Origin of the sequence: Streptomyces sp. RPT161 (genome assembly GCF_027533845.1) — a bacterium.
GTDB classification, from domain to species: Bacteria; Actinomycetota; Actinomycetes; order Streptomycetales; family Streptomycetaceae; genus Streptantibioticus_A; species Streptantibioticus_A silvisoli_A.
On sequence record NZ_JAPZVN010000008.1, the window covers coordinates 289,464 to 304,118 of the forward strand.

A 14,655-nucleotide genomic window follows, 5' to 3' on the forward strand; every position below is an offset into this window, starting at 1 on the left:
GGCTATCCGGCCTGCGGATTGCCCGGGGTGAAGTCGGTGCGGACCAACTGGCCGTCGTTGCCCGCTGTGCCGAGGTCCTTGCCGTTGACGAACATCTTGACCGCTCCGGCGTTGCCGAGCACCAGGGAGATCTTCTTGTCGTCGGTGAAGATCTTGGACTGGCCCTGGTCGAGTAGCCCTTCGAACAGCGAGTGCCCGTCGTTGGCGGTCGCGGTGATCCAGCTCTTGCCGCCGTCGGCGGTGAGCTTGACGGTGACCTTGTCGCCCGGGGCGGCGGCGATGGCGCTGCGGCTGGGCTCGGGAGTCTTGCTGACGGGTGGATGGGTCGCCGGGTGGCTGGGGCTGGGCTGGGTGGCGTTCCCGGCCACCGACTCGGTACCGCTGCGCGCGCCGCTGAACATCGTGAAGCCGACGAAGCCGACCACGATCACGATCGCCGCGACCATGGCCGCGGTCCAGTTGGGACGGCGCGGCTCCGGACGGATCCTCTCCGCCTCGTAGACCGGTGCCACCTGGGTGGGGCTGGGCTTGCCGCCGTGCTCGCCGTCGTAGCTGTCGATCAGCGGCGCCGGATCGAGGCCCACCGCCCGCGCGAGCGTGCGGATATGGCCGCGGGCGTAGACGTCGCCGCCGCAGCGGGAGAAGTCGTCCTGTTCGATCGCGTGCACGATGGGCGCCCTTACCCGGGTGGCCGCGCTGATCTCCTCCACGGTCAGACCGGCGTCGAGACGTGCCCGGTGCAGGGCGCGGCCGATGGACAGGGGTGCCTCGGAAGCTGCGTCGGAAGGTGAGTTGCCGATGGACACGAGGGCGCCTTTCGAGCGTGTAGCCACCTGCTGGAAATTCAGTTTAGGGGCGGTCGGCGAGCATCAGGCAAGCGGACGAGATGACTTTGTCGGCCAACGGAAGTCCGCCGGCCTGCGGCCTTGGTCGTACCACCGTCGGCCGTCGGCCATCTGCCCGCCCCCTGCCTCCGTTTGACGTACGAGCGGCGCTTACGGTTGCCCGTGTCACCGCTCTGGGCGAACCGTACGGCCACGGCTAGCCCTGTGTGTCGCCGCGGATCACCGCGAGCACCCCGTCGAGTTCGTCGGGCTTGACGAGGACGTCGCGCGCCTTGGAGCCCTCGCTGGGTCCGACGATGTTCCGCGACTCCATCAGATCCATGAGTCTGCCCGCTTTCGCGAAGCCCACGCGCAGCTTTCGCTGAAGCATCGAAGTCGAGCCGAACTGGGTGGACACCACCAGCTCCGCGGCCTGCAGCAACAGGTCGAGGTCGTCGCCGATCTCCTCGTCGATCTCCTTGCGCGGACCGCTGGGTCCGGTGACGTCCTCCCGGAAGACCGGTGCGAGCTGGGACTTGCAGTGCGCCACCACCGCGGAGACCTCGTCCTCGGTGACGAACGCGCCCTGCAACCGGATCGGCTTGTTGGCACCCATCGGCAGGAACAGCCCGTCGCCCTTGCCGATCAGCTTCTCGGCGCCCGGCTGGTCGAGGATGACCCGGCTGTCGGCGAGCGAGGAGGTGGCGAAGGCCAGCCGGGAGGGCACGTTGGCCTTGATCAGGCCGGTGACCACGTCGACGCTCGGCCGCTGGGTGGCGAGCACCAGGTGGATTCCGGCGGCGCGGGCGAGCTGGGTGATGCGCACGATCGAGTCCTCGACGTCGCGCGGCGCCACCATCATCAGGTCCGCCAGCTCGTCCACGATCACCAACAAGTAGGGGTACGGCGACAGTTCGCGTTCGCTGCCCTCGGGCGGCTTCGCCTTGCCGGACCGCACCGCCGCGTTGAAGTCGTCGATATGGCGGAAACCGTACGCCGCGAGGTCGTCGTAGCGCAGGTCCATCTCGCGGACCACCCACTGCAGTGCTTCGGCGGCCTTCTTCGGGTTGGTGATGATCGGGGTGATCAGGTGCGGGATGCCCTCGTACGCGGTCAGTTCGACGCGCTTGGGGTCGACCAGCACCATCCGCACCTCGTCCGGAGTGGCCCGGGCCATGATCGAGGTGATCAGGCAGTTGATGCAGGAGGACTTGCCGGAACCGGTGGCACCGGCGACGAGGACGTGCGGCATCTTGGCGAGGTTGGCCATCACATAGCCGCCCTCGACGTCCTTGCCCAGGCCGACCGTCATCGGGTGCTCCTCGCCCGAGGCGTCCGCGGAGCGCAGCACATCGCCGAGGTTGACCATCTCCCGGTCGGAGTTGGAGATTTCGATACCCACAGCCGACTTGCCCGGAATGGGACTTATGATCCGTACGTCCGGACTGGCCACCGCGTACGCGATGTTCTTGGTGAGCGCGGTGATCCGCTCGACCTTGACGGCCGGGCCGAGCGCGACCTCGTAGCGGGTGACCGTCGGGCCCCGGGTGAACCCGGTGACCGAGGCGTCGACCTTGAACTCGGAGAACACACCGGACAGCGCCGCGACCACCGCGTCGTTGGCGGCGCTGCGGGTCCGGCCGGGACCGCCGCGCTCCAACAGGTCGAGGGAGGGCAGCGAGTAGGTGATGTCACCGGAGAGCTGGAGCTGCTCGGCCCGCGGCGGCAGCGAGTCGGCGGCCGGGGGCGCGGGCTTCTTCGTCAGATCCGGCACCGCGTCGGCAGGGGACGCGGTCTCCTCGGCGCGCGCGGCCGGGACCGCGGAGCCCTGCCCGCTCTTGACCATCGAGATCCGGCTGGTGATGTCCGCGACCACCGGAGACGGGTGCACCCCGTGCAGCACGGCGCCGTCCAGCGCGGCGGCCGCGGCGGCCGCGACGTCCACCGGGTCGGGGGCGCTTCGCGCCGTTTCCGGCTTGCTGAAGTCCACCGGCGCGCCCTGGCCGCGCCGCGGCCTGCGGCGGCCCAGCTCCTCGGCCTCCGCCGCCGCGGCGTCCACCGCGTCGCGAGCGGCGGGGCCATGGGTACGGGAGCGGCGAGGGCGCGGCTGGTCGTCCGGCTCGGTGTACCCGGCGTCGTCGTACGGCTCGTCGTCGTACCCCTCGTCGCCCGCGTCGTACAGCCCGAGCCGGGTGCCGAGGTGTCTGAGCCGCTGCGGGATGGCGTTGACCGGTGTGGCGGTGACCACCAGCAGCCCGAACACCGACAGCAGCACCAGCAGCGGCACGGCGAGCGCCGACCCGACGGTGAACAGCAGCGGCTCGGCGGCGGCCCAGCCGATCATGCCGCCCGCGTCGCGCAGCGCCTGCGCGCCCTGCCCGCGCCCGGGCGCGCCACAGCCGATGTGGATCAGCCCGAGGACACCGACGATCAGCGCGGACAGGCCGATGACGATGCGCCCGTTGGCCTCCGGGCGTTCCGGATGGCGCATCAGCCGGATGGCGACGATCGCCAGCAGTATCGGCACCAGCAGGTCCAGCCTGCCGAACGCACCGGTCACCAGCATGTCGATCAGATCGCCGACCGGCCCGCTGAGGTTGGACCAGGTACCGGCCGCGATCACCAGCGCGAGGCCGAGCAGCAGCAGCGCCAGGCCGTCCTTGCGGTGCGCCGGGTCCAGCCCGCGGGCGCCCCGGCCCACACCGCGGAACACCGCGCCCACACTGTGCGCGAGACCCAGCCACAGGGCCCGCACCAGCCGCAGTACCGGATGCGTGGGACTCGGCGCCGGCTTCGGCGCGGCCTTGGGCGCCGGCTTCCTGGCGGAAGCCTTCTTGGCGGCCGGACGCGGCTTCGCGGCGGCCTTCTTCGCCGGCGCCTTCTTCCGGGGAGCACCGGCGGCACCGCCCGCGGCGCCCGACGTGCGCCCGGTGCGTTTGGCGGGAGCCGCGGAGCTGCTCGAACCCTTGCCGGACGTACGTGAGGCCATGGTGCCGAGGTTACCGCCGTTGCCCCGGGGGCCGGTACGAGGCGTGACATACGCCCGTTCGTGTCGCAGCCCAGATGTAGCAAGGGTGACGCGGCGTCAACAGGTCATCCCTGCGGGGGCGCCGCCGACGGGCCCGGGTCGGCGCCCGGCTCCAGCGCGTCCAACGCCCGCCGCAGACCGGTCAGCTTGCGCTCCAGATGCGCCGCGGTGGCCACCGCGGCGGCGTCGGCCGAGTCGTCCAACTGCTTGGACAGCGCCTCCGCCTGCTCCTCCACCGCCGCCAGCCGCGCGGACAGTTCGGCGATCAGGCCCACCGGCTCCTTGCCGCCGTCGCCCCCGGAGTGGCCGCCGCCCTGTTCCAGCTGCAGGCGCAGCAGGGCGGCCTGCTCACGCAGTTGGCAGTTCTTCATGTACAGCTCGACGAAGACCGAGACCTTCGCCCTGAGCACCCACGGGTCGAACGGCTTGGAGATGTAGTCGACCGCGCCCGCCGCATAGCCGCGGAAGGTGTGGTGCGGACCGTGGTTGATGGCGGTCAGGAAGATGATCGGGATGTCCCGGGTGCGTTCCCGGCGCTTGATGTGCGCGGCGGTCTCGAACCCGTCCATACCCGGCATCTGCACATCGAGCAGGATCACCGCGAAGTCGTCCGTGAGCAGCGCTTTGAGCGCCTCCTCCCCGGACGATGCCCGAACCAGTGTCTGATCGAGCGCGGAGAGGATGGCCTCCAGCGCCAGCAGATTCTCCGGCCGGTCATCGACCAGGAGGATCTTGGCCTTCTGCACCATAGCCCGTCCTCCTCGGCCCGGCATGGGGCCTCCCCTGCTCGCAGAGCTCGGGGAAGCACCGGGCGCCGCCCCCAGGGACGACTCCTGTACGCCGCCCGTCCTTGTGCCGGTCATGGTAGCCGCACCCCGTCGCTCGCCACACCCTGTCACCGCCATGTCACTGTGCACGTAGCAGAAACGTGGCGGGGGACCAGAAGGTTCCCTGCATACCGCACTCTCACACCCCTTCGGGCACGCCTTGTTGTGCGATGACGCGTTCTCATCCGGCTCTCACCCGGCCGCGTTCGCCTCCGCCCGTCTCAACGCGCCCGCATCCACTGCTCCATGACCGACAGCAGGTGGTCGGTGTCCACCGGCTTGGTGACGTAGTCGGACGCTCCGGACTCGATGCTCTTCTCCCGGTCGCCCTTCATCGCCTTCGCGGTCAGCGCGATGATGGGCAGCCCGGCGAACTGCGGCATCCGGCGGATCGCCGAAGTCGTGGCGTAGCCGTCCATCTCCGGCATCATGATGTCCATCAGGACGACGGCGACATCGTCGTGCTGCTCCAGCACCTCGATGCCCTCCCGGCCGTTCTCCGCGTACAGCACCACCAGCCCGTGCTGTTCCAACACACTGGTGAGCGCGAAGACATTGCGGATGTCGTCGTCGACGATCAGCACCTTCTGCCCGTTGAAGCCGCCCCGCGTGCCGCGTTCCGCACGCCGCGGGCCCTCCTGCTGGCCGCTGTCCACCCAGGAGTCCTCCCCGAGTTGCGGACCGCCCCGCCGCTCCGCGGCCGGTAGCGCCCGGCGGCGCAGCCGCGACAGCCCGCCGCCCCGGCCGTAGGGGGCGTGGCCGGACTCCTCGGGCGCCACGGCGGCGGCTGGCTCCTCGGCCGCCGCGGCGCCGTCCGCGGCCGGCTTCTCCCTGGCGGGCGTCTCCCCGGTGCTCAGCGGCAGGTAGAGGGTGAACGTCGAGCCGCGGCCCGGCTCGCTGTCCGCGTGGATCTCACCGCCGAGCAGCCGGGCGATCTCCCGGCTGATGGACAGCCCCAGGCCGGTGCCGCCGTACTTGCGGCTGGTGGTGCCGTCGGCCTGCTTGAACGCCTCGAAGATGACCCGCATCTTGCTGGCCGCGATGCCGATGCCGGTGTCGGTGACCGAGAACGCGATCAGCTCCTGGTCGGGGTCGCGCAGCGAACCGGACTCCAGCATCTGCTCGCGGATGGCGACCGGGATCTCCTTGCCCGCCGGGCGGATGACCAGCTCCACCGCGCCCGCGTCGGTGAACTTCACCGCGTTGGACAGCAGGTTGCGCAGCACCTGCAACAGCCGCTGCTCGTCGGTGTGCAGGGTCATCGGCAGTTCCGGCGAGACCCGCACCGAGAAGTCCAGGCCCTTCTCCGCGGTCAGCGGCCGGAAGGTGGCCTCCACGTAGTCGACCAACTGGACCAGGGCGATCCGGGTCGGGCTGACGTCCATCTTGCCCGCCTCGACCTTCGACAGGTCGAGGATGTCGTTGATCAGCTGCAACAGGTCGGAGCCCGCGCCGTGAATGGTCTCGGAGAACTCCACCTGCTTGGGCGACAGGTTGCCGTCGGCGTTGTCGGCCAGCAACTTGGCCAGGATCAGCAGCGAGTTGAGCGGGGTGCGCAGCTCGTGCGACATGTTGGCGAGGAACTCCGACTTGTAGCGCATCGAGACGGCGAGCTGCTCGGCCCGCTCCTCCAGCACCTGCCGGGCCTCCTCGATCTCGGTGTTCTTCACCTTGATGTCGCGGTTCTGCTGGGCCAGCAGCTCGGCCTTCTCCTCCAGTTCGGCGTTGGAGGCCTGCAGCGCCTTCTGCCGGTTCTCCAACTCGGCCGAGCGCTCCCGCAGTTGCGCGGTCAGCTCCTGGGACTGCTCCAGCAGGCCCTCGGTCTTGGTGTTGACCGAGATGGTGTTGACGCTGGTCGCGATCATCTCGGCGATCTGGCTGAGGAAGTCCTTCTGGATCTGGGTGAGCGGCTGGAAGGAGGCCAGCTCGATCACCCCGAGCACCCGGTCCTCGAACAGCAGCGGCAGCACGATCACATGGGCGGGCGGCGCCTCACCGAGCCCCGAGGCGATCTTCAGGTAGCCCGGCGGCACGTTCTCCACCAGGATCGTGCGCCGCTCCACCGCCGCCTGGCCGATCAGCGACTCGCCCGGCAGGAACGAGGTCGGCATGGTCCGCCGCGAGTAGCCGTAGCTGCCGATCAGCCGCAGCTCGTACGCCGCGCCCTCGGCGCCGCCGATCTCGCCGCGCTCGCCGTTCTCCCCGATCTCCTGGGCCAGGAAGAACGCGCCGTGCTGGGCGGAGACCACCGGCGTCAGCTCGCTCATGATCAGTGCCGCCACGTCCACCAGGTCGCGACGGCCCTGCATCAGGCCGGAGATGCGGGCCAGGTTGCCCTTGAGCCAGTCCTGCTCCTTGTTGGCCAACGTGGTCTCGCGGAGCTTGACGATCATCGTGTTGATGTTGTCCTGGAGTTCCAGGATCTCGCCCGCCGCGTCCGCGTCGATCCGCAGGTTGAGGTCGCCGCGGGTCACCGCGGTGGCCACCTCGGCGATGTTGCGGACCTGGTTGGTCAGGTTGTTGGCCATCAGGTTCACGGAGTCCGTCAGGTCCTTCCAGATGCCGGAGACCCCCGGCACCCGGGCCTGACCGCCCAGCCGGCCCTCGGTACCCACCTCGCGGGCCACCCGGGTCACCTCGTCACCGAACGCCGACAGCTGGCCGACCATGGTGTTGATGGTGGTCTTCAGCTCCAGGATCTCGCCGCGCGCGTCCACGTCGATCTTCTTGGACAGGTCGCCGCGGGCCACCGCCGTGGTCACCATCGCGATGTTGCGCACCTGGTTGGTGAGGTTGGACGCCATCGAGTTCACCGACTCGGTCAGGTCCTTCCAGGTACCCGACACACCCGGCACCCGCGCCTGGCCGCCCAACTCGCCCTCGGTGCCCACCTCCCGGGCCACCCGCGTGACCTCGTCACCGAACGCGGACAGCGTGTCCACCATCGTGTTGATGGTCTCGGCGAGCTGCGCGACCTCACCGCGCGCCTCCACGGTGACCTTCTTCGTCAGGTCGCCGTTGGCGACCGCGGTGGAGACCGCGGCGATACTGCGCACCTGCGAGGTCAGGTTGTTCGCCATGATGTTGACGTTCTCGGTGAGATCCTTCCAGATGCCGGACACATCACGCACCCGCGCCTGACCGCCCAGCCGGCCCTCGGTGCCCACCTCGCGGGCCACCCGGGTCACCTCGTCGCCGAACGCCGACAGCTGGTCCACCATGGTGTTCACGGTGGTGACCAGTTCGAGGATCTCGCCCTTGGCGTCCACCGTGATCTTCTTCGACAGGTCGCCCTGCGCGACCGCCGTCGTCACCTCGGCGATGCTGCGGACCTGGTCGGTCAGGTTCGACGCCATGCCGTTCACGGACTGCGTCAGGTCCTTCCAGGTGCCCGACACGCCCTTCACATCGGCCTGGCCGCCCAGGATGCCCTCGGTACCCACTTCGCGCGCCACCCGGGTGACCTGCTCGGCGAAGGCGGAGAGCTGGTCGACCATCGTGTTCAGGGTGTTCTTCAGCTCCAGGATCTCGCCCCGGGCGTCCACGTCGATCTTCTGCGACAGGTCACCACGCGCCACCGCCGTGGCGACCTGCGCGATGTTGCGGACCTGGTCCGTCAGGTTGGACGCCATGCCGTTCACGGAGTCCGTCAGGTCACGCCACACACCGGCGACCCCGGGCACCTGCGCCTGGCCGCCCAGCCGGCCCTCGGTACCCACCTCACGGGCCACCCGGGTGACCTGGTCGGCGAAGGCGGAGAGCTGGTCGACCATCGTGTTGATGGTGTTCTTCAGCTCCAGGATCTCGCCGCGCGCGTCGACCTCGATCTTCTGCGACAGGTCACCACGCGCCACCGCCGTCGTCACCTGGGCGATCTGCCGCACCTGCGAGGTCAGGTTGCCCGCCATGAAGTTGACGGAGTCGGTCAGGTCCTTCCAGGTGCCCGAGACACCCGGCACCTCCGCCTGACCGCCCAGCCGGCCCTCGGTACCCACGTCACGCGCCATCCGTGTCACCTGGGCGGCGAACGACGACAGTTGGTCCACCATCGTGTTGACGGTGTTCTTCAACTGGAGCATCTCGCCGGAGACATCGACCGTCACCTTCTGCGACAGGTCACCGTTGGCCACGGCTGTCGTCACCTGGGCGATGTTGCGCACCTGGCCGGTGAGGTTGCGGAACGCCGTGTTGACGGAGTCCGTCAGGTCCTTCCACGTACCGGCCGCGCCGGGTACCTGCGCCTGACCGCCGAGTTCGCCCTCGACGCCGATCTCCCGTGCCACCCGGGTCACTTCGGAGCCGAACGACGAGAGCTGGTCGACCATGGTGTTGACGGTGTTCTTCAACTCCAGCATCTCGCCGGAGACATCGACCGTCACCTTCTGCGACAGGTCACCGTTGGCCACCGCGGTCGTCACCTGCGCGATGTCCCGCACCTGCGCGGTCAGGTTGCGGAACGCCGTGTTCACGGAGTCCGTCAGGTCCTTCCACGTACCCGCCGCACCCGGCACCTGCGCCTGCCCGCCCAACTGGCCTTCGGCGCCGACCTCGTAGGCGACCCGGGTCACCTCGTCGGCGAAGGTGCGCAGCGTCTCGGTCATGCCGTTGATCGTCTCGGCGAGCTGGGCCACCTCACCGCGCGCCGCGATGGTGATCTTCTGCGAGAGGTCACCGTTGGCCACCGCGGTGGTCACCTGCGCGATGTCCCGCACCTGCGCGGTCAGGTTCCCAGCCATGGTGTTGACCGAGTCCGTCAGGTCCTTCCACACACCGGCGACCCCGGGCACCTGGGCCTGGCCGCCGAGTTCCCCCTCGGTGCCCACCTCCCGGGCCACCCGGGTCACCTCGGAGGCGAACGACGAGAGCTGGTCCACCATCGTGTTGACGGTGTTCTTCAACTCCAGCATCTCGCCCGCCACATGGACGGTGACCTTGCGCGACAGATCGCCCTTGGCCACCGCCGTGGTGACCAGCGCGATGTCCCGCACCTGCGCGGTCAGCCGGGACGCCATGGTGTTGACCGAGTCCGTCAGGTCCTTCCACGAACCCGACATGCCGCGCACCCGGGCCTGCCCGCCCAGCTTGCCCTCGGTGCCCACCTCACTGGCCACCCGCGTCACCTCGTCGGTGAACGCCGACAACTGGTCCACCAGGCCGTTGACGGTACGGCCCACCTTCAGGAACTCCCCGCGCAGCGGATGCGCCGAGCCGTCGGGTCCCTGCGAACGCAGGTCCATGCGCTGCTCCAGGTCGCCCTCGGCGACCGCCGACAGCACCCGGCCGACCTCGGACACCGGCCGCACCAGATCGTCCACCAGCGCGTTCGACGCGTCGATCGCCGCGGCCCAGGCTCCCTCGCAGGCGCCGACCTCCAGGCGCTCGGTGAGCTTGCCCTCCCGGCCGACGACCCGCCGGACGCGCGCCAGCTCCCCTGTGAGGTGCTGGTTACGGTCCGCGACCTCGTTGAAGACCGCGGCGATCTCGGCCATCACCCCGTCACCGGAGACCGTCAGCCGTTTGCGGAAGTTCCCGTCCCGCATGGCCACCAGCGCGGACAGCATCCTGTGCAGAGCGGCTGAGTCGACCTCGACGGTCCCGTTGGCGCGGGACCGCGCGCCCTTCGTCCGCGTGGCGCCGCCACGCGGCGATGCACCAGACTCCACCGTGTCCCTCCCGGAGGGTCGAACGTCGACTTGCCCTGGCCCTTGCCCCTGCCCAAGGCCCTCCCAGTGTTTCACCATGGTCGGCCTTGGCCATAACGGTTCGGCAGCATGGCATACCAGACCCCGGTGTGGTTGCCACAGAGCGATCCCGATGGATCACGATGGAAAACACCCGCAACCGGCGCACGCGCGCCCCAGGTGGGTAAGTAACCTGGCATCCGGTTGCCCGCCAAGAGCCGGGCGTACACCTGGGCAGCGGAGGGGTGCCGCGACATGCGCGAGCAGAGCGCCGAACTGGGGCGTGGTCCGGCCGCGACCAACGCTCCCGAGACCCGGCTTCGCCATGTGGGAGAGCAACGAAGCAGCTACGACCCGGGTGACCCACGACACATGAGGAGCCAATTGATCACCGCGCGTGCAGCCGCCACCTTCGAGCCGGTCGGACGCTCGGTCGCCACCGCACGTGCCTTCGTCCGCGACACCCTGCAGGGCTGGGGCTTCAGCGACGTGGTCGACGACGCCGTCGTGCTCACCAGCGAACTGGTCACCAACGCCGTGGTGCACGCGGGCACCGCCGCCGACGTGCTCTGCCTGCGCTACCCGGCGTCGGTGCGCATCGAGGTCGCCGACCACTACCCCGAACGCGAGGTCCCGCTGCACGAGGGGGACCGCGTCAGCCACCCCGACCGCGAGGGCGGCCGCGGCCTCATCCTGTGCTCCGCGCTGGCCTCCCGCTGGGGCGTGGAGTACGCCCCGACCCACAAGCAGGTGTGGTTCCAACTCGACCTGCCCGAACGCCCGGCCGGTACCCGCGCCGCGGGCCCCGCCCTCCCGCTCACCTCGCTGCCGCTGACCGACTCCCAGGTCCGGGTCGCCGTCATCCAGGTCGACCGCGACGGCGTCATCAGCGGCTGGAACGAGGACGCGCAGTCACTGTTCGGGCACTCACCGCAGCAGGTCGTCGGCAAGGCGCTCGGCGACCTCACCGCCTGGCCGCAGACTCCCGGCACCGGCTTCGGCCTCGCCGAGGCGCTGCGGCTCTCCCGTTGGGAGGGCTCGTACGGGCTGCGCGGCGCCGACGGCAAGGTCCAGCCGGTGTACGGCTCGCATCTGCGGGTGCGCGACTCCTCCGGTGAGCCGTCCACGGTCTGCCTGCTGGTACGCGACCACGAGCGCGCCGTGCTCCAGGGCGGCCCGCTGCGCGGCTCGGCGCAGGACCCGGCACAGGCCGACCGCAGCAAGACCACCACCGACCCCTTCGAGGTCTTCATCGGCTCCCCCGCCCCCGACGACCTCGACAGCCTGCTCCAGCGCACCGTGGAACGGGCCCGGGACATGCTCGACGGTGACGCCGCCTACCTGCTGCTCGCCACCGACGACGAGACCGAGCTGGAGGTGCGCGCCTCCACCGGCCTGCCCGCGGCCCGCCAGCGGTTCGCCCGGGTGCCCGTCGAGGCGGGTACCGGCCGCTACGGCAGCGCACGCATGCCCGCCGTGCACGAGGACCTCATCGCCGCGCCGGGCGCCGTACCGCTGCTGGCCGGCACCGGGATGCGCTCGGTGGTCACCGTGCCGCTGAAGGTGGAGGGACGGCTGACCGGCTCCCTCGGCGTCGCCGCCGAATCCCCCGGCCGCTACAGCAACGAGGAGGCGCTGCGCCTGCAGTTCGCCGCCGACCGGATCGCACTGGCCGTGGAGAGCGCCCGGCTCACCGAGCTGGAACGGCTGCGCCGCGGCTCGCTGTCGTTCCTCGTCGAGGCCTCCGACCTGCTGGCCGGAACGCTGGAGCGGGACCAGACACTGGCCCTGATGGCACAGATGACCGTGCCCACCCTGGCCAGTTGGTGCGCCGTCTACACCATCGCCGAGCAGTCGGAGCCGGAACTGGCCTTCGTACTGCACGAGGACGAGGACCGCATCGACGGCCTGAAGGCACTGCTGTCCCGCATCGCCCCGCCCTCCCCCGACCCGACCCCCGGCGCCCGGGTGTGGACCGCGCCCTCCGACGCCGCCCACTCCACCGCGCTGCGCGCCTCGCTGCGCAGCCTCGGTCTGGCCGAGGCCGGCCGTCCCGCGACCGGCACCGGTGCGCACGCCACCGCCTCGGCGGTCGGCGGCGAGACGGTCGTACTCCCGCTGGTCGCCCGCAACCGCGTGATCGGCATGCTCACCCTCGGCAAGCCCTCCGACGAGCGCTTCCGCCAGGAGATCCTGGAACTCGCCGAGGACCTCTCCCGCCGGGCCGCGCTCGCCCTGGACAACGCGCGGTTGTACTCGGAGCGCACCGCCATCAGCCAGTCGCTGCAACGCAGCCTGCTGCCGCCGGAACTGCCGCAGATCCCCGGCGTCGAGGTCGAGGTGATCTACCAGGCCGCAGGCGAGGGCAACGAGGTCGGCGGCGACTTCTACGACCTGTTCCCGATCCGCGAGGGCTGCTGGGGCTTCGCCATCGGCGACGTGTGCGGTACCGGCCCGGAGGCCGCGGCGGTCACCGGCCTCGCCCGTCACGCGCTGCGCCTGCTCGCCAGGGAGGGCTTCGGCGGCCCGGCGGTACTGGAGCGGCTCAACGCCGCGATCCTCGACGAGGGCGCCCGCAGCCGCTTCCTGACCCTGCTCTACGGGGAGTTGTGGCCGCAGGAAGACGGCAGCGCACTGCTGAAGGTGGTCTGCGCCGGTCATCCGCTGCCGCTGCGGCTACGGCAGGACGGCACCGTCGAACCGGCGGCCGAACCGCAGCCGCTGCTGGGCGTGTTGGAGGATCTGGAGCTCATCGAGCAGACCGTGCAACTGGAGCCCGGCGACGTGCTGCTGTGCGTGACCGACGGCGTCACCGAGCGCCGTGAGGGCAGCAGGATGCTGGGCGACGACGGGCTCGCCGAGGTCCTCGCGCAGAGCACCGGCCTCACCGCGGGCGCCGTGGCGGCACGGGTGCAGCGGGCGGTCGAACGGTTCGCCGCGGACGCACCCTCGGACGACATGGCGATCCTGGCGATGCGGGTTCCCGAACTCCAGTGAACTCCCGCGGTCCCGCGGCGAAATGCACGAAGGCCCCGCCTGGTTTCCACCAGGCGGGGCCTTCGTCATCTGAGCCCCAATACGGAATCGAACCGTAGACCTTCTCCTTACCATGGAGACGCTCTGCCGACTGAGCTATTGGGGCGCGCCGACAGGGAAGATCGTAGCCCATCGCTCCCGTCGACCAAAATTGACGGCCGACCGCGGGGCTAAAGCAGCCCGCCGAGTGCGTTGCAGGCCGAGACGATCCGCTCGACCTCGCGCTCGGTGAGGAGCGGATGCACCGGCAGCGACAGCGTCTCGGCCGCCGCACGCTCGGTGTGCGGCAAATCCACCGGCATACGGAAGGCCGGAATGCGGTGCAGCGGGGTGGGCACCGGAATTCCCGCGTCGACGCCACGAGTTGCCAGCGCCCTGGCGAACGCGTCCCGGTCCGGTCGGCCGTTCCCCGGTACCCGCACCACATACCGGTGGTAGACATGCCGGGCGCCCGCCGCCACGTGCGGTATGTGTACGCCCTTCAACGCCGAGTCGAAGACACGGGCGTTGGCCCGGCGCCGCGCGGCGAACCCGGCCAGCCGCTCCAGCTCACCCCGCCAGGCCACCGCGGACTCGTCGGTGAGCCGCACCTCCGGCGTACGCAACTCCCTCACCCTGCGGGCGAGTCGTGGGTCCTCGGTGACGACGGCCAGGCTGAACGCCGCCAGAACGCCGAAGGTACCGACCGGTTCGCGGTCCAGCCCGGCCCCGCATGCCTCCGACGCGTCCTCCACCAGGGCCAGTCCATGGGCCCGCGCCAACTCTGCCAGCCGACGCATGGGTGCCGGGTGCCCGAACCGGTGCCCGGCGACGATCGCGACGGTGCGCCAACTGATCGCGGCTGCCACGGCATCCGGGTCCAGGCAGAAGGTGTGCGCGTCGATGTCCGCGAAGACCGGGGTGGCACCGGCCAGCCGAACGGCCTCCACCGCCGCCGCGGGACCGTACGAGGGCACGATCACCTCGTCGCCCGGCACCACGCCGAGCGCGACGAGGGACAGGCGGAGGGCGGTGTGCCCCTCCTGGACGGCAACGCAGTGCCGTCCGCCCACGAGGTCCGCGAACTCCTTCTCGAACACGGTGACCAACGATCCTTCGACCACGCTGCCGCTCGGCTTCACGCCGCACCTCCAGTCGTCGATGCTGGCCAGGCTCCCGAGGCCCGACGATCTGCGGTCAAGCGGCGGGTGAACGACGGATGATGAAAACGCAAAAAGCCCCAGTTCCCGTGCTTGGCACGGGAACTGGGGCTCTCTGAA

6 protein-coding genes and 1 tRNA gene are annotated in these 14,655 nt (G+C 70.4%); 1 reads left to right on the forward strand and 6 read right to left on the reverse strand.

What is annotated here, in order from left to right:
- Positions 1-2: 2 nt before the first annotated feature.
- The 4 genes from O5O46_RS18885 to O5O46_RS18900 all read right to left on the reverse strand — a co-directional run bounded on the left by O5O46_RS18885 (position 3) and on the right by O5O46_RS18900 (position 10,342).
- Positions 3-806, reverse strand: a complete 804-nt coding sequence (locus O5O46_RS18885) for a helix-turn-helix domain-containing protein (protein WP_269856654.1) — start codon at positions 804-806, stop codon at positions 3-5.
- A 235-nt stretch (positions 807-1,041) separates the two neighbouring features.
- Positions 1,042-3,813, reverse strand: a complete 2,772-nt coding sequence (locus O5O46_RS18890; RefSeq protein ID WP_269856655.1) for a DNA translocase FtsK — start codon at positions 3,811-3,813, stop codon at positions 1,042-1,044.
- Between the two features lie 104 nt (positions 3,814-3,917).
- Complete coding sequence (locus tag O5O46_RS18895) at positions 3,918-4,601, reverse strand: response regulator (RefSeq protein WP_269856656.1); 684 nt, start codon at positions 4,599-4,601, stop codon at positions 3,918-3,920.
- Between the two features lie 299 nt (positions 4,602-4,900).
- Positions 4,901-10,342, reverse strand: coding sequence for a HAMP domain-containing protein (locus tag O5O46_RS18900; protein WP_269856657.1), 5,442 nt, complete (start codon positions 10,340-10,342; stop codon positions 4,901-4,903).
- Positions 10,343-10,732: 390 nt separating this feature from the next.
- Here O5O46_RS18900 and O5O46_RS18905 point away from each other — a divergent pair, with 390 nt between their 5' ends.
- A complete protein-coding gene (locus tag O5O46_RS18905; protein WP_269856658.1) occupies positions 10,733-13,357 on the forward strand; it encodes a SpoIIE family protein phosphatase in 2,625 nt (874 codons plus the stop codon).
- A gap of 72 nt (positions 13,358-13,429) precedes the next feature.
- On the opposite strand, the gene O5O46_RS18910 is transcribed toward O5O46_RS18905, so the two are convergent.
- A tRNA-Thr gene (locus O5O46_RS18910) sits at positions 13,430-13,502 on the reverse strand.
- Between the two features lie 64 nt (positions 13,503-13,566).
- Positions 13,567-14,517: a DegT/DnrJ/EryC1/StrS family aminotransferase gene (locus O5O46_RS18915; protein WP_269856659.1), complete on the reverse strand. Its 951-nt coding sequence runs from the start codon at positions 14,515-14,517 to the stop codon at positions 13,567-13,569.
- Between the last annotated feature and the right edge of the window lie 138 nt (positions 14,518-14,655).

Excerpts from the sequence above, each read along its gene's own strand:
- O5O46_RS18890 (WP_269856655.1), bottom strand. The coding sequence starts at position 3,813 with ATGGCCTCACGTACGTCCGGCAAGGGTTCGAGCAGCTCCGCGGCTCCC.
- O5O46_RS18905 (WP_269856658.1), top strand. The coding sequence starts at position 10,733 with ATGAGGAGCCAATTGATCACCGCGCGTGCAGCCGCCACCTTCGAGCCG.
- O5O46_RS18895 (WP_269856656.1), bottom strand. The coding sequence starts at position 4,601 with ATGGTGCAGAAGGCCAAGATCCTCCTGGTCGATGACCGGCCGGAGAAT.